Origin of the sequence: Bacillus cereus group sp. MYBK101-2, from assembly GCF_051918845.1 — a bacterium.
Taxonomy (GTDB): Bacteria; Bacillota; Bacilli; order Bacillales; family Bacillaceae_G; genus Bacillus_A; species Bacillus_A paranthracis.
The window spans coordinates 836,558-857,729 of record NZ_JBQAIE010000001.1; the positions used below are offsets into that span (position 1 = coordinate 836,558).

The window sequence follows — 21,172 nt, forward strand, 5'->3', positions numbered from 1 at the left end:
CTCACCTCTTACCATTTAGTAAAAGACTAAGTGCCTTTTTAATATACTGATCCGTCGTTAATGATTCTTTTAATAACTCTGGTACAACGCGAGAAACTTCTCGTTCCGCGTATCCAAGTGCGCGCAGAGCTTCCAGCGCCTCATCAAGCTCAGCTGACGAACCTTTCTTCTCATCAAAACGTTCTTCGTCTGAGAATAAATCAACAAATGCATCTGGTACAACGTCTGCTAGTTTTCCTTTTAAATCTAAAATCATTTGGCGCGCTGTTTTCTTTCCTACGCCCGGGAACTTCACTAAAAACTTCTCGTCCTCATGTTCAATCGCTTGAACGACCTGTCCTGTTTGACCAGAAGCTAATATTGCAAGAGCGCCTTTTGGTCCAATACCAGACACACCTAACAACTTTGTAAATAATAAACGCTCTTCACGTGTTTTAAACCCGTAAAGCGCCATAATATCTTCTCTCACATAATGATATGTATAGACACGGATTTCTTGCTTACTTCTTTGAAATACATACGGATTCGGTGTGAAAATTTGATAACCAATTCCATTATGATCAATTACGACATATTCCGGTCCTACATACTCCACGTAACCTGTAACATATTCAAACAAAATACAATCTCTCCCTCTTAAATCATGTATTCCATTTTAACATATTTAATGATAGAAAAGCGAGACTGCCCCAACAAATGTTCTCTATTTGAAACTTCTGTTATTTTCATTGACAGAAAGGTTAAAGCACATTAATATACAGAAGTCGATAATGATTATCAATACTAATTAAAGGGGTTACATCAGGATGAAACAGAAACTATTTATTTTATTTACTATTATGCTAGTTGTTCTTTCTATCGTTGGCTGTTCTTCTCAAAAAGAAGAATCAAAAGCAAAAGAACAACCGAAAACAAAAATTGTAAAACACGCTAAAGGGGAAGCTACAATTCCAGTAAATCCAAAGAGAATTGTTGATTTATCTGGTTCAACAGAAGAATTATTACTTCTTGGACACAAACCTGTTGGTACAGCAAATACATATAAAGATAAAATCCAAAAGCATTTGACAGAAAAGCTAGACGGAGTAAAAGCAGTAGGTTGGTATTGGGCACCTAAAGTTGATTTAGAAGCTGTTACTGCTTTAAAACCAGACTTAATTATTTTGAACAACCGTCAATTAAAAATTTATGATCAACTAGAAAAAGTAGCACCGACAGTTGTTCTAGAAACAAACTTAGAAGACTGGCGTGGTAAGTTTAAAGAAGTAGGTAAACTATTTGACGAAGAAAAGAAAGCCGACAAATGGATTGCAGACTACGATAAAAAAGCCGACTCTTTATCTAAAAAGATTAAAGAGAAAACAAAAGATGAGAGCTTTATGTTCATCGCAGTTACACCACAAAACTTCCGTGTATACGGTAGCTTCGGGTACGGTGACATCATCTTTAACGACTTAAAACTTCCAGCAACAAAAGGTACAGATTTAAAACAAACGATGGCGCAAGTATCGCTAGAAGGTCTTGTTGCATTCCAACCTGATCAAATGTTTATTGTAAACTTTGGCGGCGAAGCTGATAAAGTTTACGAAGACTACAAAAACAGTGCCGTTTGGAAAGACAATAAAGCTGTGAAAAACAATCATGTATATGAAGTATCAAACGAAATCTTCAATACGAAAGCTTTCAATCCAATCGGAAAAGATATGCTAATCGATGAAATCGCAAAACAAATTTTAGATAAAAATAAATAAGAAAAAAAGCAGCTCACCATGAGCTGCTTTTTTTCTTATTTTGCACTGCATATTGTTTCATTTTTTCAATCGTCTTCACAAAACCTTCTTTTGATTTAATACGAATACCACGTTTCAATTTCGCACGCTCATAACTCTCAAGCTTTTTCATATCAATTTGAAAGAAGGAATGAATCGCATTATCGCTTTTCGGTACACCTTTGAAAATTTGTAATATCCCTTCCTCTGACACTCCAAAATAACCGCTCGTTTTTAATAACGGAGAAATATCGTCAACTTTCTTTTGTAATACGATTTGTACATCATCACGATCAACGAGCTGCCATTCTTTATACTGCTGTAAAAACTTTTCTAAGTCTGCTACTTTTTCTGTAAAGATTTCCTCACTTACTTCTCCATCAACATACATTCGCTCTAATAAAATTGTAACTTGAGGGTCTTTCTCTGTTACTTCTGGTACTGGCCCTTCCGCCTTCGCATTCGTTCCATAAACGAAACAAAACATCATAACGAAAGCTTGCATCGCAATCAGTATCCATTTCATTTCCGTTCACCTCTTTTAGGCAAGATCATACTTTCATTAGTAGTTTTTCCGGAAATGGGGGTTTTATCCCTAATTCATAGATTACTCTCATTAAGACTTATAGAGTCCAATGATTTCTACCTATTTCGAAACATATTGATTACTTGAAAGCTTTTTTATATCTTTATTGGATTGTACCGTCGCTATATAGACTCCAATTAATACGATTGCCATTCCAACTATTTGTTGCCACGTAACAGCTGCTCCATATAGGACAACTGATATACAAGTAGCTACAATAGGAGTTAGATTTAAATACATACTCGCTTTGCTTGCACCTAGCTCTTCTACTCCTTTATTAAACACGATATATCCAATTAACGTCCCGCATATGACCATATACAACATTTCTATCCATCCCTGTAAAGAAAACGCCCCAACCTTTCCCCATCCATCTTCATATAGAGAAAGGCCCGCTAAAAACACAGTACCTAATACCGTCATACTCATTGTAGTTAACAAAGGGGAGACACCACTCATAACTTTTTTTCCTGTTAAACTATATAACACCCCACAGATTAAAGCAGCTATAAATAAAAGATCTCCCTTATTAAATGACAAAGACATAAGTGTATTCATTGAACCACTCGTAATCACAACTATGACACCGATAAGGGACAACATTAAACTTATTCCGACTTTTATACTCCAAGACTCTTTAAAAAATAATATTGCTCCTAAGGTTACAAAAACGGGCATTGTAGCAATAATAAGCGAGCCATTCAGAGTAGAAGTATAGTTAAGTCCCATAAAGAAAAAAACATTATAGCCAAAAATACCTGTTAATGATACAAATAACAGCCCTTTCCAATTCTTTAATAACAAACTTGTATTCCATTCAGATTTCATAAAAACTATGCCTATTAAAATACAACCTGCTAAGCCAAAACGAATTGTTGCCGCAGTAATCGGTGGAATTTCAGTAATAACATGCTCTGCTGTTGCAAAAGAGCCACCCCAAAATAAAGGAACAAGTAACATAATGACATACATACGATTTATTTTTTTCATTTTTATTACCCCTTTCAAGTAAATAAGTTTAAAAGTTTAAACTTATTTACTTGTTAGTTAAAAAAAATTAATAATTCGATTCTATTGCTTGAAGTAAATCCTTCACCTGTTTTAAAAATTCTCCGGCTATTATAGAATAAAAAATTTCTTTTCCATGTCGATCCGCTACAATTAGTTCTGCTTGTTTTAAAATTTTTAAATGGTGTGAAACAGCTGGTCTAGAAATCCCCATTTTATCTGTTATTTGCGTTACATTCATCTGTTTGTTTTCTAACAATAGCATAATAATTTGCTGACGATTCTCATCCCCCAACGCCTGAAATATAGGTGTTACGACCTGAAATTTCTCTAATACAACTTCTGTATTTCTACATTCAAAATTCTCCATATCCTATTCATCCCAACCTTTTATATATAAAAAACATGTAATATATTACCATTAAATAGTAACTCTTTCATATACACTTGTAAATAACTTTATTTTCCGACTTTTATTCCAATAAAAAAGGGAAGCTTGGATTTCTCCATTCTTCCCATTACATTCATATAAAATGAAAGACGCCTGCAAAGCAGGCGTCTTGATGCGTTTACGGCGAGAGACCAGGCGACCACATTCGCGTGTTTAGCACTTAAGCATATCTCTCGTCTTACGTAAATTAGCTCATCGCTTTGCTAATATAACATTAATAACGTATAAGTGCAACACGTTTATAAAAAAATTTTATTTCCTCTTTCATCCAAACAAATTATATGTAAATTATAAATTGATAAATGCAATATATATGTTACAATTAACGTAACAGCGAAATCATCATAAACAGGAGATGGATATTGTGAAAAAAATAAAAGATGAACGTCTCATTCTGCAAACATTAAAAAATATACGTATTGCCTTTCTTTTTCAATCACTTGGTATAATTGGAATTTTAGGCTATATCGGATTCACTAAAGGACTAGATCAAATTACGAAATCTCCATTATGGCTATTATTTATTCTTACAAGTATTGTGCTTAGTTATTTACAGTTAAGCGTTTCAATTGATGTAGAAGAAAGCGAAAAGGATATCCAATTAACTCCTTACTATAAACTTGTCTTTCGCTCCCTTATCGTTGGAATTATTATGGCTATTATTTATATTATTTTCAGTCCAGAAAGACCTCTCTTTGAAGCTATTTTAACAGGTAGCATTCTCTTCATATGCTTTTTAGTCTCTTACTCCGTTAGTTATTTTATAAAAAAGCGTCGTTTACAAGACAACGATGAATAAAGAGGAAGGGCTATCCTTCCTCTTTTATTTTGCTATCGCACTGTACCAGTTAAACCGTAACGAATGTCTCGGAACATATTTACTATGTCACGATTAAAATCGTTTGTAACTGTACCGTTACGCAAGCGTGTACTCATTGCATCGACACGAGTAAACATGTCATTTCTTACAGAAACATATACGTTTCTGTTTCCAACTTCATTTGCAACAGCTTGACGAATTTCGTTCGCCATCGCCGTTTCATTTGTCACCGTGTTACGTGGTTTTACTGCAATCGCTACATCGTTTCCATATACAACTGTAGACACGCGGTCTACGTTATTCATACGTTTCACACGATTCGTAATTCTTTCTGCAGTTTTACCATCATTGTTAATGTATGAATTGTTCATTGTAATATTACGTGTTGGATGCGGATTAGCAATTTGACCGTTGTAATTTACATCACGGTAATAGTTGTATCCTGTATCGTTACGACCATTTCTATATGTCACATAGTCTGTATAACGATCGTTACGCGCCACATTATCACGATACTGGTGCGTATCATTATAAGATGTACGCTCGTAATTGTAGTTACGTCCATCCATTGCATTGTTATCTTTTGGTGTACCACATGCAGCTAATGCACTAGTAACTAACAAAGAAGCAGCAATCACTTTTACTTTCGTATTCAATACAAAAACCCCCTCTGTTAGAATGAGCTTCTCTTCTGAAAAGCTCCCTCTTATGATGAGTAACAGAGAAGGTTTTTACACTGTTAATATTTCACTGGGGATTTTCTAACATTTGGTGTAAATCTTTCGTTTCCGGAATGAATCTACATACAAAAAAGGTGGGAATAATCCCACCTTTTTTAAACTTCTTCATCCTCTTCTTCTGAAACTGGCTCCCCAAATACATTTGGCGGATCTGGTTGATAATACATCGTTCCTGGCTGTGGTGCATATGCTGATTGAGTTGGTTGATAATATAAAGGATTCGCGTATTGTGGCCCTCCAGGTTGCGGACTATATAGCCTACTCTCTCCTCCGCATCCACAATCTTCCTCTCCTTGCACGAGCGGCGGCATATTATTATCTATCGGCATCATATTTGGATTTGGCATAGACGTATATTGCGGTCCAAACGGTGCTCCTTGCTGATATGGCATTTGATATGGATTTTGTTGTTGATAATACGGATTCGGCGGCATCATAGGCTGTTGGTACGGCATTTGATATGGCATCATATTCGGCGGTTGATTGTTATCCATGATTGGCATCATATTTGGCATTTGATTGTTATCGATAATTGGCATCATGTTTGGTGGCTGATTATTATCCATAATTGGCATCATGTTTGGCGGCTGATTGTTATCCATGATTGGCATCATGTTTGGTGGCTGATTATTATCCATAATTGGCATCATGTTTGGTGGCTGATTATTATCCATAATTGGCATCATGTTTGGTGGCTGATTGTTATCCATGATTGGCATGATGTTTGGTGGCTGATTATTATCCATGATTGGCATGATGTTTGGTGGCTGATTATTATCCATAATTGGCATGATGTTTGGTGGCTGATTATTATCCATGATTGGCATGATGTTTGGCACTTGAATATTTGGTGGTTTTACTTGCGGAATAACTACATTTTCTTTCGATACATTTGGTGACACTATATTTCCTACATTTTCTTTCTTTACTTGTGGTGATACTATGTTTCCTACATTTTCTTTCTTCACTTGCGGCGACACTATGTTCCCTACATTTTCTTTCTTCACTTGCGGCGACACTATGTTCCCTACATTTTCTTTCTTTACTTGCGGTGACACTATGTTTCCTACATTTTCTTTCTTTACTTGCGGTGACACTATGTTTCCTACATTTTCTTTCTTTACTTGCGGTGACACTATGTTTCCTACATTTTCTTTCTTTACTTGCGGTGATATTATATTATCTTTTTTCGTTTGCGGAGAAATAATGTTATTAGGTTTCATTTTAGTAATTTGAGGAGCAATTAACTCGCTTCCTTTTTTAATTACATCTGAAATTTTATATTCTTTTTTCGTTTTTATTGGTGGTTGCGGCGGCTGCGGTAACACATTTACCGAAAACTTCGTATTTTCTTTTTCCGCTGGTTTTTGTTTTTCTATAACAGGTGGTTTTTGAATAACTGACGGTTTTTCAACTGGTTTTTCTTTTTGAATTGGCTGTTCTTTTTGCACCTCTTTTTGCGGTTTCACCTGTACTTCCTTTTGTGGCTTCACTTGTATTTCCTTCTGTGGTTTTACCTGTACTTCTTTTTGTGATTTCACTTGCATTTCCTTCTGTGGTTTTACTTGCACTTCTTTTTGTGTTTGTTGCATGGCAGGCTCTTGTGTAATTGGTGCTGATTGATACGTAACTTCTTCCTCGTCTTCTATTCCAAGCGGCGTTGGCGTTGCTGCAAATTCTTTTTGTTGCACTTCTTTTACATATTGTTTTGGAGGTGCTGAACCTGCTCCAGCATGCTGTTTTACGTGTACACTGTTTGATGGTACTTTAATTTTCATACCTGGCATAATTAAATCTGGATTGCTAAGTTGTGTATTTGTTTTTTTCAACGTATCAAAATCCACTCCGTACTTTTTCGCAATTTTCCAAAGGGTATCCCCTTTTTGCACGATATGAATTTTCAAATTTTCCCCCTCCTGTATAACTTATCTATAAGTAACAAATCTCATGAAGTAACCCTTTCTAAATAACGTTAACCTCTTTTCACTTGTATCACTTCTTCGATTTTCGATATCATTAGAAGCGGAATAAGTATAAGATAATCGCAATGATTTCTTCAAAACAATGTATGCCCATTTTGTTCTCGTTATGATTATATGTACGAAAAAAAGCAACGGGAATCCGCTGCTTTACACACGCTCTAACATACGATTTAATGCAAGAACTGCCTCTTCAGTCACTTGTTTATCTACGCTAATAACGTTAATTTCTTCTCCTTTTTCTATCTTTTCAAGTGCCCATAATAAGTGCGGCAGATCGATTCGGTTCATTGTTAAACATGGACACATAAAGGGGTTAAGTGAAACAATTTCTTTATCTGGATGTTGTTGAATAATTCGGTTCACTAAATTCATTTCTGTACCAATCGCCCATTTACTTCCGGATGGAGCCGCTTCAATCATATCAATAATGTATTTCGTTGAACCTGCATAATCCGAAGCAGCTACAACTTCGTAGCAACATTCCGGATGTACAATAATATTCATATCCGGATGATTTCTCCGTACATTCTCTATATTTTTCACTGTAAAGTTTTGATGAACTGAACAATGCCCTTTCCATAAAATCACTTGAATTTCTTCTATATCTCCATCATACTCTAATGAATCAGTATGTGGATCCCATACTGCCATTTTATCTAACGGGATACCTAAATCGTACGCTGTATTTCTTCCTAAATGTTGATCCGGTAAAAAAACGAGACGCTCTTTTTGCGTAAAAGCCCATGATACCATTTGTTTTGCATTAGAAGAAGTTACTGTTGCTCCGCCATTACGACCACAAAACGCTTTAATTGCAGCCGTAGAGTTCACATACGTTAACGGAATCATCGTATCTCCAAATAATTTTGTGAGCTCTTTCCACGCTATTTCTGTTTGTTCTATATCTGCCATATCTGCCATCGAACACCCTGCACGCATATCTGGCAAAATAACAATTTGATCATCTGTCGTTAACATATCTGCTGTTTCTGCCATAAAGTGTACACCACAAAATACAATATATTTTGCGTCTTTATTGCTCGCTGCAACTTGCGCAAGCTGAAGTGAATCTCCTGCCGCATCAGAAAATTGTACCACTTCATCTTTTTGGTAATGATGTCCTGGAATAAATAGCGTTTCCCCCATTTTTTCTTTAATTTCACGAACCCGCTTTTCCATGTTTTCTGTTGACATCGTGTAATAACGCTCTGGTAACATCGTTTCAATCGGTTGTACTTTTTCTAAAATACTCATATTTCTTTCTCCCCCTCTAAGCCACTTTCCTTACGCCTCAATATTGAAACTAATATCAAGTGCTTTCACTGAATGTGTTAACGCTCCAAGTGAAATATAATCTACCCCTGTTTTTCCGTATTTCGATAAATCTTCAATTGTAATGCCCCCTGAAGCTTCCGTCACGATAGCGCTTGGCACAATCTTTGAAAACTCCCGAATCTCATCTGGCGTACGGTTATCAAACATAATAATATCTGCACCAGCAGCTACAGCCTCTCTCACTTGCTCCTCTGTTTCCGTTTCAACTTCTACTTTCACCATATGTCCTAACTTTTCTTTCACTGATGTAACAGCTTTCGTAATAGAACCAGCAAAAGCAATATGATTATCTTTGATCATGACACCGTCATATAAGCCGAAACGGTGATTAAATCCGCCTCCGCACACGACTGCATACTTATCAAACATACGTAGCCCTGGCATCGTTTTTCGCGTATCACAAATACGTGTATGGCTGCTATCTAAGGCACGAACAGCCTCGTATGTCATTGTCGCTATCCCACTCATACGCTGGATAACGTTTAATATAACGCGCTCTGCCGTTAATAACGATGCGATTGGTCCTTGGACAGTTGCAATTATTTCGCCTTTTTCTACAAGATCTCCATCTTTTTTATGAAGCTCCACTTTAATTCTCTCATCAATTAATTTAAACCCTTCTTCAATGACTAAACGTCCCGCAAAGACTCCTGTATCCTTTGCAAGAAACGTTCCTTTTGAAAGTAAATTATCTGGAAAAATAAGCTGAGATGTTACATCTCTTTCTCCTATATCTTCTAGAAAAAATCGATTTAATGCTTCTTTAACCTTTATCGTATTCATAAAACCCCTCTTCCCCTCATTACACAAGTTGTAGTTTTCTTTTCACTCGAACGATTTCTTTTTTTACGCTATTTCTATGTGGATAATCACTTCGATAATGGCCACCAATGCTTTCTTCTCTTTGCAAAGCTGATACGACGATAAGCTCACAAACTGTTAACATATTAATAAGCGTTATCTCTTCATTTGTAAGAACATCATGTTGTAATATCATATTTCGAACACCGTACTTACTAAGCCATCTCTTTGCATAAGATAAACTTTGCTCTGTTCGCACAATCCCAACATATTTCATCATGCATTCTTGTATTTCCTCTTTGGTCGGCAAATGATTCAGAACGATAAACTTCTTTTCCTTCTCAGCAAAGTTGTTCAATCTGTCTTTTGTCGCTTTCGTTAAAAGATGCTGTCCTATTCTTTTTCCAAACACAAGACCTTCTAATAATGAATTACTCGCTAATCTATTTGCTCCATGAACACCGTTACAAGCTACTTCACCAACCGCATATAAATGTGGAATGGACGTCTCTCCATCACAGTTTGTTTTCACGCCGCCCATATGGAAATGAGCACCCGGTACGACCGGAATACGTTTTTCATTTATATGAACACCATTCTTTTTACACAATGATGATACAGTCGGAAAACGTTCTTCAAAATTTTGGATAGACTCGATATTCAAATACACTTTTTCACCCGCCAAAAGCTGTTCATGAATCGCTCTTGCCACTACATCACGCGGTGCGAGATCATGATCTGGATGTATATCCATCATAAAACGCTGCCCTTTTCCATTTATAAGGACAGCTCCTTCACCACGGACAGCTTCAGAAACGAGGCCACAGCATCGTCCGCCCGCGTATAACATCGTTGGATGGAATTGTACAAATTCTAAATCTGCAAGCTCCCCACCCGCGCGGTACACCATCGCAAGTCCATCACCCGTAATTGTTTTGTCATTAGAAGTAAAGGCATATAAACCACCAATCCCGCCTGAGGCTAACACCGTATAATCTGCATCATAACGCTTTAACTCCCCTTCACTATCTCGCGTTAAAACTCCAGCACATTTTTCGTTTTCTATAATAAAATCAAGCACCATTTCCTGTTCCACTACCGTAACGTACGGAACTACTTCTTGAATGAAATGCTCCAATAAATTCTTTCCTGTTGCATCGCCACCTGCATGTAAAATACGCCGCTTCCGATGTGCACCTTCTTTTCCAAGGTGAGGGCCCGTTTCATCTCCATCAAATTTCATTCCATTTTCAATGAGATGATTCATTTCTTTCGGCCCTTCTTCAACTAAATAACGAACCGCATCTTCATTGTTATAATGACATCCTGCTACTAACGTATCTTCAAAATGATCATTTGGATTGTCATATGTAGCTACGGCTGCGGCAATTCCACCTTGCGCTAAATATGTATTATTATTACGATTCGTTTCCTTTGTGATAATAATCACATTCTTTTCGTGACAAATCTCTTTTGCAACACGAAGTGCCGCAACGCCACTTCCAATAATTAAGACATCTGCACTTGGCATAATTGTTGCCTCCTACTTTACACTTTTCAACTGTCTTGACACCTATATTTACATAGTTTTAAAATAATGACAAGAGTTTTTTTATAATTGTTATTTTCACTACCATTTAAAAATAAAAGAAATGTAACTCTTACTAGAGAGAGGAACTTACATGATGATATATCTTGACTATGCAGCTACTACACCTATGAGCGCGGAAGCATTACAAACATATACGAAAGCAGCATCGCAATACTTCGGAAATGAACAAAGTTTACACGATATTGGAGGAACGGCCTCTTCTTTATTACAAGTTTGTAGAAAAACATTTGCCGAAATGATTGGCGGAAAGGAACAAGGGATATTCTTCACGAGCGGTGGGTCAGAATCGAACTATCTTGCGATTCAGTCCCTTCTCAATGCCCAAAATAAGAAGCATATTATTACGACACCTATGGAACATGCATCCATTCGAAGTTATTTTCAAACCTTACAATCAAAAGGGTATACAATTACTGAAATTCCTGTTGATAAAAATGGACTCATTCGTTTAATAGATTTAGAAGCAGCTATTACAGAAGATACTGTGCTAGCAAGTATACAGCACGGAAACTCTGAAATCGGAACCGTTCAAAATATCGCAGAGATTGGGGCACTTTTGAAAAAATATAACGTTTTATTTCATTCAGATTGTGTACAAACCTTTGGTAAACTTCCTATCCATGTTTTTGAGATGGGGATTGATAGTCTTTCTGTTTCAGCACATAAAATATACGGACCGAAGGGTGTTGGCGCTTGCTATATCAATCCGCAAGTTCGCTGGACAGAAATATTCCCGGGAACCTCTCACGAAAAAGGGTTTCGCCCTGGCACAGTGAACGTTCCTGGCATCGCATCTTTTTTAACAGCTGCTGAGAATATATTAAAAAATCAACAGGAAGAAAGTTTACGTTTTAAAGAGTTACGATCCTACTTTTTAGAGCAAATACGAACACTTCCGCTAGAAATTGAAGTAGAAGGTCATTCTACTTCTTGTTTACCACATATTATTGGGGTTACAATAAAAGGAATAGAAGGTCAGTATACAATGCTAGAATGCAATCGCCATGGTATTGCCATTTCCACCGGAAGTGCTTGCCAAGTCGGTAAACAAGAACCTTCGAAAACAATGCTTGCAATTGGAAAAACGTATGAAGAGGCAAAACAATATGTCCGCTTCTCTTTCGGACAACAAACAACGAAAGATCAAATTGATACTACTATTCATGCACTACACACAATTGGAAATCAATTTTATAGAGGTGTTAAATCATAATGAAACAAAATGAACAAAAAAAGATTTTAGGTGAAGAAAGACGACAACTTATCCTTCAGTGGCTTCTTGCTGCAAATGAACCGTTATCTGGGAATGAGCTATCGAAAAAAACGAACGTAAGTAGACAAGTTATCGTGCAAGATATTTCCTTGCTTAAAGCAAGAAACGAACCAATTATCGCAACTGCCCAAGGATATTTATATTTAAAACCACAAGAGAAACAACAAGCTTTCGAACGCGTAATTGTATGCCAACATAAACCAGCAGAAGTACGTCAAGAACTTACAATGCTTGTTGACCACGGCGTTACGATTAAAGATGTAAAAGTTGAGCATCCTGTATACGGTGACTTAACAGCATCCATCATGGTAAGCAATCGCTTTGATGTAGAGCAATATTTACAAAAAATCGAAAACACAAATGCTTCCTATCTATCGCAATTAACAGACGGTATTCACTTACATACTATTGAGGCAGATTCAAAAGAAAAATTAGATGCTGCTTGCGAAGCTTTAGATAAAGCAGGATTTCTCGTTTATTAATGTAAAGCACAGAGTTTTTATCATTCTCTGTGCTTTTTTAATGCTATAATATTGTAATCAATTGTAAAGGAGATCAAATATGAGAATTGAACTCGTTCACTTTAGCATTGGCAAACCGAAACAAATGAAATATAGCGAAGATAAAGAAATGATAACAGGTATATGTAAAGATTCTACAGAAGAAGCTTTTCTCTCAAAAGATGGCTTCCTTGGTGATGATGTAGCTGATTTAAAACACCATGGTGGACCTGATCGCGCCGTTTGCGTGTATCCACACGAGCATTACGCACTATGGGAAGAAGAATTCCAAACAACACTCCCCGCTTCTGCATTTGGCGAAAACATTACCGTAACAAATATGTTAGAGCGTGATGTTTGCATCGGAGATACATACAAATTAGGTGAAGCAATCATTCAGGTGACACAAGCAAGAGTACCTTGTAGCACGATTTCAAAACGCCTCGGTATTCCTGGCATACTGCCGCGCATTGTAGCAACTGGCTATACTGGCTACCTATGCCGCGTTCTTCAAGAAGGTACTGTACGTAAAGATTCAAAAATCACATTACTAAAACGTCAACCGAGCAATGTTTCTGTCTTGTTCTCTAACGAAATTTATTTTCATAATAGAAAAGATAGAGATGGCATCGAAAAGATTCTTGCTGTTCCAGAACTAGCTGACGTTTGGCGTGGTCAATTAGAAGAGCGTCTTGCGAAGTTAAAATAAAGAATCCCACCATTTATAGGTGGGATTTTATTGATCTATCACACGTTATAGCCTAATTCTCCCTTATAACCAATAAGAAGAATAACTCCCCAGCACCGTAACAGAAAAACCGAGTGCTTCAAGTTCCATCGTTACGCCTGGCAATAATACGTCATCGTATGCTTTATCGACATCGATTAAGAAAAAGTAATTTCCAAGTCCTGTTTTCATCGGACGAGATTCGATTTTTGATAAATTTAATTTCCTCCATGCGAAAGCTGATAACACTTGATATAGTGCCCCTGCATAATCAGCAGGTAACGTTATCATAAGCGTCGTTTTCTCTCCGCGGTTTTCTCCATTATTTGAGAGTATTGCTTTCTTTTTCTTATGGAGCACTAGGAAACGTGTATGATTATTTTTATGTGTATGAATGCTTCGTCTTACAATCGTTAATCCGTATTTCTCTGCAGCTGCTTCATTTGCAATGGCAGCAATTTTTTCTTCAGGATGTTCTTTCACATATTGTGCAGCGGCACTTGTTGATGTCATATCTCGAGCAGTTATCCCTTTTAATTCTTCATTTAAAAACTTATGACATTGTGCAATAGCGTGTGGATGAGAATGCACTGCATATACTTCTTCCCACACTTCTGCATACTGCGGATGTACAAGTAAATGTTGCTGAATGGGCACTGTAATTTCTCCTACAATAGAAAGTGGTTGCTCATGCACGAGATAATCAACTGTTATATTCACGGAACCTTCTATTGCATTTTCTAACGGTACAACTGCGAAGTCTACATTTTCATTTGCAGCTGCATCTATACAATCTGGAATCGTTCGATACGGTACATGCTCTGCTTCCGGAAAAAAACGACTCACCGCCATATTTGTAAATGTTGCTTCTGGTCCTAAATATCCTACTCGAATCATCGTCTTTTCCCCTCTTTTTCGTTTTCTTACTGTTATACCATACTTTTTTATATTCTTCTATGTAAATTTCGAATATTTAAAAAAGACTAGCATTCGCTAGTCTAAATGTTTCCTATATTCTCTTTGAGCAAAAAAGAAATACATGATGCATGCGGCGATATAAAATAGAATAAACAAGCCTACTTTTCGTAAGGAACCATCCATAAACATCGTATTATGAAACGTATATAACGCAACTGCACTATGCATACTCCCTACTATAATTGGCGCAAAAAATAGCATACATAATTGCCAGCGGGAAATCTTCCATACTTCTTCCTTTGTCATTCCAAGTTTAGAGAGTACCCCGTACTGCTTTCGGTCCGATGCAATATTATGAAACCATTTAAAATATACGATGCTACATGAAGTAAGGAAAAATAATATACTAATGAATGAGCCTATAAATAGAGTAATATTGCCAAACTCTTTCATATTCACATATAACTCCATATTACTTCGAAATGCATTATCTTTATCTTGTTTCATATGTTTCCGTAAATCTTCATTTAATTTTTTCGTATTTTCGATATTTGGTAATGTATAGCCTCTATATATCATTTTTTCAGAATCAGGAACCTGATTTGCTATACTATCAAAATCTTCATCATTCATAACGAAGAACAGACCATTAATGTACGAAGGATGATGGTTAAATTGAACCCCTTCTTTCTGGCCGTTAAATACGAATTGATATGGTTGATTCATTACTTGCAATTGAATCTCTTTTTGATTATATACATTTGAATTATTATATTTATTATAATAAACGAGTGTCACTGTACCTTTTTTAGGATGATACGTTTTCTGTTTTTGTTTTCTCGCCTCTTGATTGTATTCACTTTGTTTAATGAGTGGCGCTACTTCTGTTTCTCCCTTATTGGTCTGAAAAGATGCATACACTCCAACAAAACTCATAGATTGAAAATCATCATACCCATATTGGTGCAATAATTGTTCAACCGTGCCCTCCGTAAAGACTTCATGAGAAGAAGCACCTTTTTCTATGTAAGAAAATGAATGCACGCCCCCGCCACGCCACATATCTTGCATACCAGAAAAATATAAGAACACCGTACCTGTTGCTGTAACTACAAACGTCGTTGCCATCGACATTAGAAAGAAAAAGCGACCATTTTCCTTCATTCGATGTGACAATTGATTCACTATAAATAAATACGGATATGTATACATAATCTTTTTATTTCGTTTTATTATTTCTAATATTTGAGCAGTGCCGTGTGTAAAAGAAAAATACGTTCCGAAAGAGACAAGTATAGACACAGGGAAAAAATAGACCGCTATCGTTAGTATGGTCGCTTGTAACGCTAACGCATATCCTATACCTAAACAAATAAATCCGAATATACAAAGCCACATTGATGTTTTCTTCTCTTTTTTATCTGCTCGAAATTCTTTCAATAACCGAATGATTTTTATATTCCATATACGTAAAGCACTTATAAATGATAAGACAACAAATACGACCATATACGCAATAAATGTTCCCCCAATTGCTCTCAAGTCAAATATGACAGGGAGTTCTTTCGGAAGCCCCAGTAACATACTAAACACCATAAAGAAGAGCTTTAAAAAAATCATGCCAAGCCCAATACCAAAAATATTAGCAAATACCCCGATCAACATTTGCTCGGTCATAATTACGCCAATTACGTTAGATTTCGTTGCTCCCATTAACATATATAATCCTAATTCTTTCTTACGTGCCTCTATGAAAATAGAAGTAGAATACAAAATAAATATGACGAAAAAAGAAATGATAATAACATTACATATGATCAGTCCCCAGCGTACGTTTTGATACCACATCGTCTCTTGCATATACGGATGTACAATGACGGACATGTATGCAAAAGACGCAAATATCGCAAAACAACTACTTAAGAAAAACACTTTATAATTACGCCAATTTCCTTTTATATTTTGCAGCGCTAGTTGCCGAATGTTCATCTATCGTCCTCCTGTAACTTACTACATAGGCAAAAAGCTAGAGGTTCCCCTAGCTTTTTACGTGTTTTAAATATCCTCTTTGCGCGATCATAAAGTAAATCGCAGAAGCTAAAATGTATGCTCCAATTACAAGCGCACCTGATTTCCATAAATCGAGATAAAGCATTTTTCCTAACGTATGAAGAGCAAATCCACTATGAATAGCGCCGATGACAATTGGGATAAAGAAGATAACGCCCATTTGTCGAATTGCAATTTTGCGAATTTCTTTATCTGTCATGCCAATTCTCTTTAACGATTTAAATTGAATACGATCTTGTTCTTTATCGTTAAACCATTTAAAGTACGTCATACTACAAGCGAAGAAGAAGAATAGTACTGCTACGAAGAAACCGATAAACATTGTAATTGCCCCTGATTCTCTTATATTTTTATAAGCGAACACTGAGTTATGCAATTCCTCTTGCTTATCTGGTGCAACTTCCTTTTTCAAATCTAACACAAGGTCTTCTGTACTTTTCCAGTCTTCTATATAATAACCGTAATATTTCGTCTTTTTTTCATCCGGTACGAGCTTTGCGTATTTCTCAAAATCTTGATCATTTACAATGAGATATTCACTATCATTAAAAACAGAAAATGAAGTTGGCTTATTTAATTGAACAGATTGCGTTTGTCCGTTAATTTTAATTTCATGCGGTTTCGAACGATCTATCTTCATCATATCGTTCGCCATATCCATTATAACCATCGTTGCACTACCTGGTGCATTATGAACTTCTCTAACTTGCTCTCTTTTTTGTTTACGTACTTCAGCGTTATATTCTTTTTCTGAAACAATCGCCATTGGCATCTCATGTTCACTGTTAAACATCGTGATTTTTTGAGTTCCAGGAAGTTTTACGTACGTTACTTCTCGCGCTTCTTCAAATCCGTGTTTTTTTATTAATTGTTTTGTTTTTCCTTCTTTGATGACATTATGCGTATGTATTCCCTTTTCCTCATACGAAATAGCATGCGGGGTACTAGTTACTGTCTTATAGCTCATATCTTCAAAGAATACATACAGTGTACCGACTGCTGAAGATACAACCGCCGTAATGATAGAAATTACAAATAGAAAACGAGCATTATCTTTCATTTTATAAATAAGATTGCTAAGTACAAACATATTTGGATATGTATAAAAAGATTTTTTTCGTTTTTGTAACGCCTTTAATACGACTGTACTACCTTGTGTAAACAGCAAATAAGTTCCGCCTATCGTCAGCCCTACAATCGGTAAAAACAGAATGATAAAATTCATAAATGTTACTTGGAAGCTAAGTACATATGCAACAATAATACATCCTATACCAACTACGCATAACCATGTAAATGCAAAAGGCTCTACTTTTTGTTTTCTTGCTTCTCTTAATAAATCGATAATTTGCAAGCGTCCTACTGTCCAAACGCTAAACAATGATAAGATTAAAAATAGAATAAAGTATACACCTGCTGTAATCAAAACCGCTTTACTATTCCATACGAGTGGAAGTGTTTTATCTATTTTCAATATTACGCTTAATGCTTGGAAGAATAATTTTGAACAAAGCATACCAAGTCCAATACCTACTACAATTGCAATACTACCTAACATAAGCTGCTCTAATATAATCATTCGGCCGAGCTGCGATTTTGTTCCACCTATTAATGTTAATAGACCAAACTCTTTTTTCCTTGCTCGTAAAAACGTTGAATTTGCATATAAAATAAAGAGTGCTGAGAAGATGACTACAATATAATTCATTGATTCTAGCCCTTTTGAAATCATCTCCCTCATACTAATATTACCGCCTACAACATCTGGATGATAAATGAAGGAAGCATACATGAAAAATACGACTATCGATAAACAACTACTTATAAGAAACGCTTTATAATTACGCCAATTTCCTTTTACATTATTAAGCGCGAGCTGGCGAAAGTTCATGATATTCCCCTCCTAGCATCGCAAGTACGTCCAGAATTTCTTGGAAAAAGGCTTGTTTCGTTCTTCCCTTATGTATTTCTGAGAAAATCTCTCCATCACGTATGAAAAGAATACGTTCGCAATAACTCGCCGCTACTGGATCATGCGTTACCATTGCAATTGTTACTTTCTTTTGTTCATGCAAATCTTGCAACGCGCTCATTAATGATTTTGCCGACTTAGAATCTAAGTTTCCAGTTGGCTCATCTGCTAAAATTAGCGTCGGTTCATGAATGATCGCTCTCGCAGCTGCTGCACGTTGTTGTTGCCCGCCTGATACTTCATATACCTTTTTATTTAAAATGCCCTCGATATTTAAAAACTTTGCAATCTCAAGCACTTTTGCATCGATTTCATTTACAGATTTCTTCGCCATTACAAGTGGTAAAATGATATTTTCTTTAATCGATAACGTATCAAGTAAGTTAAAATCTTGGAAAATGAATCCTAAATGTGTACGGCGAAACTCCGCTAATTTTGCAGCACGCATTTGATTAATTTCTTCACCATTTACAAGCACATGACCTGAAGTTTGCTTATCAATTGTTGCTAATAAATTTAAAAGCGTTGTTTTTCCGCTCCCTGAAGGACCCATAATCCCTACAAATTCGCCTTCTTCTATTTTAAAATTTATATCATTTAAAGCAGTCGTTGCTACTGAACCTTTCGATTGGTACACCTTCGTTAATCCTTTTACTTCAAGAACACTCATTTCTAATCCCCCTATGTGTTTTCTTCTTACATTTACTATAAGAAAAATAAGAAAAAGAAACGAGTGATTTCCCTTACAAAACGTTTTGTTATCTTACAGTTTTGTCATTTTTCTCATTAATGTATGATATTCTTCATCTTTCGCAAATTGGAACGTGAATGTTGTCCCTTCCCCTTCAGCCGATTGCACATACATACCGTGATGTAAATTACCACAAATTTCCTTCACGATATATAAACCCATTCCAGTCGCTTCTCTCGTTTTCCGACCATTTACCCCTGTAAAGAATGGATCAAATATACGCTTTACATCTTGCTCTGGAATACCGATTCCATTGTCCTTAATATGTAATAACACCTTTTGATCTTTCTCTTCAATTTGAAATTGAATTTCCTTTTTCTCTGCTTCCGAAATTTTTGTATACTTAATTGCATTTACAACAATTTGTCCTATAGCAATACTGAGCCATTTTCTATCAGAGGCAACCATACAAGTATCTTCCTCAAACATCACTTTCGGAAATACAGACGATTGAATGAAGGACTTTCTATTTTCATTAATAATACCTCTAATAATATCTATCACATTTACTACTTCTACTTTATAATCTTTCGCAAACTGCTCTAACCTTGCCATATGTAACGCTAAATCTAAACCATTTAGTATGCGATTATTTTCTTCACGAATACTTTCAACTGTTGCCCTTGCTACACGATGCTCTTTACCAAACTTCTGTAATAGTAACTCAATAACAGATACCGGTGTTTTCATTTGATGAATCCATTGGTTCATAAATATCATTTGCTGTTGTTCTTTTGCATGTTGTTTATGAACTTCATTCATATATTGCTGTCTTAATAGCGTAAACGATTCAACGACCATCTCTTGCTCTGCCGTATAAGAAGTATCAATAAGTAAGGAATCATGTAATGTATTTCCGCCAGTAACATACTTTTCAATCCTCTTTAAAAACACACTCCGTTTTCGGTAATCGTAAATGAGATATACAGTAAAAACAACTGTCCCTAATAAAAGTCCGTATAACCACGTATTCCAATCAATAGATCGCTTTTCTAAAAGACTTTGCAACTGCAAAACGAGCCCAAATAAACAGAGACTAACAATGTAAGAAAGAATTAAAGAAAAGCGGTCCATGAGGTAATCTTTAACCTTCATGTCCTTCTCCCCACTCTGTAAGAAGCGCATAACCGTATCCACGTTTCGTTACAATTGCATTTTTAATACCTAGCTCCTCTAGTTTCTTTCTTACACGTTTTACATTTACGGTTAATGTATTATCATCAACAAAAGCTACCTCATCCCAGAGGGCTTCTAACAATTCTTCGCGCGTTACATATTGATTTGCTTGTTTCATTAAACACTCTAATAAGTAAAATTCATTTTTTGTCAGTTCTGTTTGTTGCCCTTGCCACTCAACAACGTGCTGAGATGGGAATAACAACAGTCCATTTACACCTAAACAATCGCTTTCTGCCGCAGAAGCATACTCACCATACCCACGACGAAGTGCACTTTTCACCTTAGCCATTACAATGTCTAAATGGAATGGCTTCGTAATGTAATCATCTCCTCCATTTTCAATTGCCATTACTTGATCCATTTCCCCCGTTCTTGCAGAAACAAAAATAATCGGTGCATTCGATACAGTGCGGATTTGACGACACCAATAAAAACCATCAAAATACGGTAAATTAATATCAAGTAACACAAGATGTGGATTTACTTTTACAAACTCATCTTTTATATGTCGTAAATCACTTGCTCGAAATGACTGATAGCCATACCTTTCTAAATGCTCCTCTAATATCCCCGCGATTTTCTCGTCATCTTCTACAATTAATATTTTATACATGTTCACTTTCTCCCCATAAAAAGTTCTTATAAAACTACTCCTTTTCTATTATAAATTGAAAATTT

Annotated in this window: 19 protein-coding genes and 1 pseudogene; 5 read left to right on the forward strand and 15 right to left on the reverse strand. The window is 36.1% G+C overall.

Features of this window, described 5'->3' with window-relative positions; all coding sequences use genetic code 11:
* Nucleotide 1 precedes the first annotated feature (1 nt).
* A complete protein-coding gene (gene ruvA, locus ACTFSI_RS04465) occupies nucleotides 2–619 on the reverse strand; it encodes a Holliday junction DNA helicase RuvA (protein WP_000464508.1) in 618 nt (205 codons plus the stop codon).
* A gap of 187 nt (nucleotides 620–806) precedes the next feature.
* Between ruvA and ACTFSI_RS04470 the strand changes: the two genes are divergently transcribed.
* Nucleotides 807–1,751: an iron-hydroxamate ABC transporter substrate-binding protein gene (locus ACTFSI_RS04470; protein ID WP_000810668.1), complete on the forward strand. Its 945-nt coding sequence runs from the start codon at nucleotides 807–809 to the stop codon at nucleotides 1,749–1,751.
* 13 nt (nucleotides 1,752–1,764) lie between these two features.
* Here ACTFSI_RS04470 and ACTFSI_RS04475 read toward each other — a convergent pair whose 3' ends face one another.
* The 3 genes from ACTFSI_RS04475 to ACTFSI_RS04485 form a co-directional block, all read right to left on the reverse strand.
* Complete coding sequence (locus ACTFSI_RS04475) at nucleotides 1,765–2,295, reverse strand: BofC C-terminal domain-containing protein (protein ID WP_000871180.1); 531 nt, start codon at nucleotides 2,293–2,295, stop codon at nucleotides 1,765–1,767.
* A gap of 120 nt (nucleotides 2,296–2,415) precedes the next feature.
* Entirely contained in the window at nucleotides 2,416–3,345 is a 930-nt protein-coding gene (locus tag ACTFSI_RS04480) for a DMT family transporter (protein WP_000723577.1), read from the reverse strand.
* Between the two features lie 67 nt (nucleotides 3,346–3,412).
* Nucleotides 3,413–3,733 carry an ArsR/SmtB family transcription factor gene (locus ACTFSI_RS04485; RefSeq protein ID WP_000426918.1) on the reverse strand — a complete coding sequence of 107 codons (321 nt, stop codon included), beginning with the start codon at nucleotides 3,731–3,733 and terminating at the stop codon, nucleotides 3,413–3,415.
* 445 nt (nucleotides 3,734–4,178) lie between these two features.
* Between ACTFSI_RS04485 and ACTFSI_RS04490 the strand changes: the two genes are divergently transcribed.
* Nucleotides 4,179–4,613, forward strand: coding sequence for a hypothetical protein (locus tag ACTFSI_RS04490; protein ID WP_014893501.1), 435 nt, complete (start codon nucleotides 4,179–4,181; stop codon nucleotides 4,611–4,613).
* A gap of 32 nt (nucleotides 4,614–4,645) precedes the next feature.
* Here the strand turns inward: ACTFSI_RS04490 and ACTFSI_RS04495 are convergent, their stop codons facing one another.
* The 5 genes and pseudogenes from ACTFSI_RS04495 to nadB all read right to left on the reverse strand — a co-directional run bounded on the left by ACTFSI_RS04495 (nucleotide 4,646) and on the right by nadB (nucleotide 11,023).
* On the reverse strand, nucleotides 4,646–5,290 hold the full coding sequence (locus ACTFSI_RS04495; RefSeq protein WP_001093528.1) for a YhcN/YlaJ family sporulation lipoprotein: 645 nt from the start codon (nucleotides 5,288–5,290) through the stop codon (nucleotides 4,646–4,648).
* Nucleotides 5,291–7,121: 1,831 nt separating this feature from the next.
* A pseudogene (safA, locus tag ACTFSI_RS04500) lies at nucleotides 7,122–7,278 on the reverse strand (SafA/ExsA family spore coat assembly protein); the annotation flags it as partial.
* Nucleotides 7,279–7,503: 225 nt separating this feature from the next.
* The gene (gene nadA / locus ACTFSI_RS04505; RefSeq protein ID WP_044791209.1) at nucleotides 7,504–8,610 is read right to left on the reverse strand and encodes a quinolinate synthase NadA; all 1,107 of its coding nucleotides are present in this window, start codon (nucleotides 8,608–8,610) and stop codon (nucleotides 7,504–7,506) included.
* A 30-nt stretch (nucleotides 8,611–8,640) separates the two neighbouring features.
* Nucleotides 8,641–9,474, reverse strand: a complete 834-nt coding sequence (nadC, locus tag ACTFSI_RS04510) for a carboxylating nicotinate-nucleotide diphosphorylase (protein ID WP_001092219.1) — start codon at nucleotides 9,472–9,474, stop codon at nucleotides 8,641–8,643.
* A gap of 19 nt (nucleotides 9,475–9,493) precedes the next feature.
* Nucleotides 9,494–11,023, reverse strand: coding sequence for an L-aspartate oxidase (gene nadB / locus ACTFSI_RS04515; protein WP_440045244.1), 1,530 nt, complete (start codon nucleotides 11,021–11,023; stop codon nucleotides 9,494–9,496).
* Between the two features lie 151 nt (nucleotides 11,024–11,174).
* Between nadB and ACTFSI_RS04520 the strand changes: the two genes are divergently transcribed.
* The 3 genes from ACTFSI_RS04520 (at nucleotide 11,175) to ACTFSI_RS04530 (ending at nucleotide 13,586) form a co-directional block, all read left to right on the forward strand.
* Complete coding sequence (locus ACTFSI_RS04520; protein WP_197225562.1) at nucleotides 11,175–12,317, forward strand: IscS subfamily cysteine desulfurase; 1,143 nt, start codon at nucleotides 11,175–11,177, stop codon at nucleotides 12,315–12,317.
* On the forward strand, nucleotides 12,317–12,859 hold the full coding sequence (locus ACTFSI_RS04525) for a transcription repressor NadR (RefSeq protein ID WP_000812272.1): 543 nt from the start codon (nucleotides 12,317–12,319) through the stop codon (nucleotides 12,857–12,859). The genes ACTFSI_RS04520 and ACTFSI_RS04525 overlap by 1 nt, the downstream gene beginning before the upstream one ends.
* Before the next feature lie 79 nt (nucleotides 12,860–12,938).
* Nucleotides 12,939–13,586 (forward strand): MOSC domain-containing protein, encoded by a 648-nt coding sequence (locus ACTFSI_RS04530; protein ID WP_139895931.1) that lies wholly within the window; start codon nucleotides 12,939–12,941, stop codon nucleotides 13,584–13,586.
* Between the two features lie 63 nt (nucleotides 13,587–13,649).
* On the opposite strand, the gene pheA is transcribed toward ACTFSI_RS04530, so the two are convergent.
* The 6 genes from pheA to ACTFSI_RS04560 form a co-directional block, all read right to left on the reverse strand.
* The gene (gene pheA, locus ACTFSI_RS04535) at nucleotides 13,650–14,501 is read right to left on the reverse strand and encodes a prephenate dehydratase (RefSeq protein WP_000621702.1); all 852 of its coding nucleotides are present in this window, start codon (nucleotides 14,499–14,501) and stop codon (nucleotides 13,650–13,652) included.
* 96 nt (nucleotides 14,502–14,597) lie between these two features.
* Complete coding sequence (locus ACTFSI_RS04540; RefSeq protein ID WP_440045245.1) at nucleotides 14,598–16,511, reverse strand: FtsX-like permease family protein; 1,914 nt, start codon at nucleotides 16,509–16,511, stop codon at nucleotides 14,598–14,600.
* Nucleotides 16,512–16,560: 49 nt separating this feature from the next.
* Nucleotides 16,561–18,483 (reverse strand): FtsX-like permease family protein, encoded by a 1,923-nt coding sequence (locus ACTFSI_RS04545; RefSeq protein ID WP_440045246.1) that lies wholly within the window; start codon nucleotides 18,481–18,483, stop codon nucleotides 16,561–16,563.
* Nucleotides 18,458–19,234, reverse strand: a complete 777-nt coding sequence (locus tag ACTFSI_RS04550) for an ABC transporter ATP-binding protein (protein ID WP_000114533.1) — start codon at nucleotides 19,232–19,234, stop codon at nucleotides 18,458–18,460. The genes ACTFSI_RS04545 and ACTFSI_RS04550 overlap by 26 nt, the downstream gene beginning before the upstream one ends.
* Nucleotides 19,235–19,327: 93 nt before the next feature.
* The gene (locus ACTFSI_RS04555) at nucleotides 19,328–20,410 is read right to left on the reverse strand and encodes a HAMP domain-containing histidine kinase (RefSeq protein WP_440045247.1); all 1,083 of its coding nucleotides are present in this window, start codon (nucleotides 20,408–20,410) and stop codon (nucleotides 19,328–19,330) included.
* Nucleotides 20,400–21,107, reverse strand: coding sequence for a response regulator transcription factor (locus ACTFSI_RS04560; protein WP_000276717.1), 708 nt, complete (start codon nucleotides 21,105–21,107; stop codon nucleotides 20,400–20,402). The genes ACTFSI_RS04555 and ACTFSI_RS04560 overlap by 11 nt, the downstream gene beginning before the upstream one ends.
* Nucleotides 21,108–21,172 lie beyond the last annotated feature (65 nt).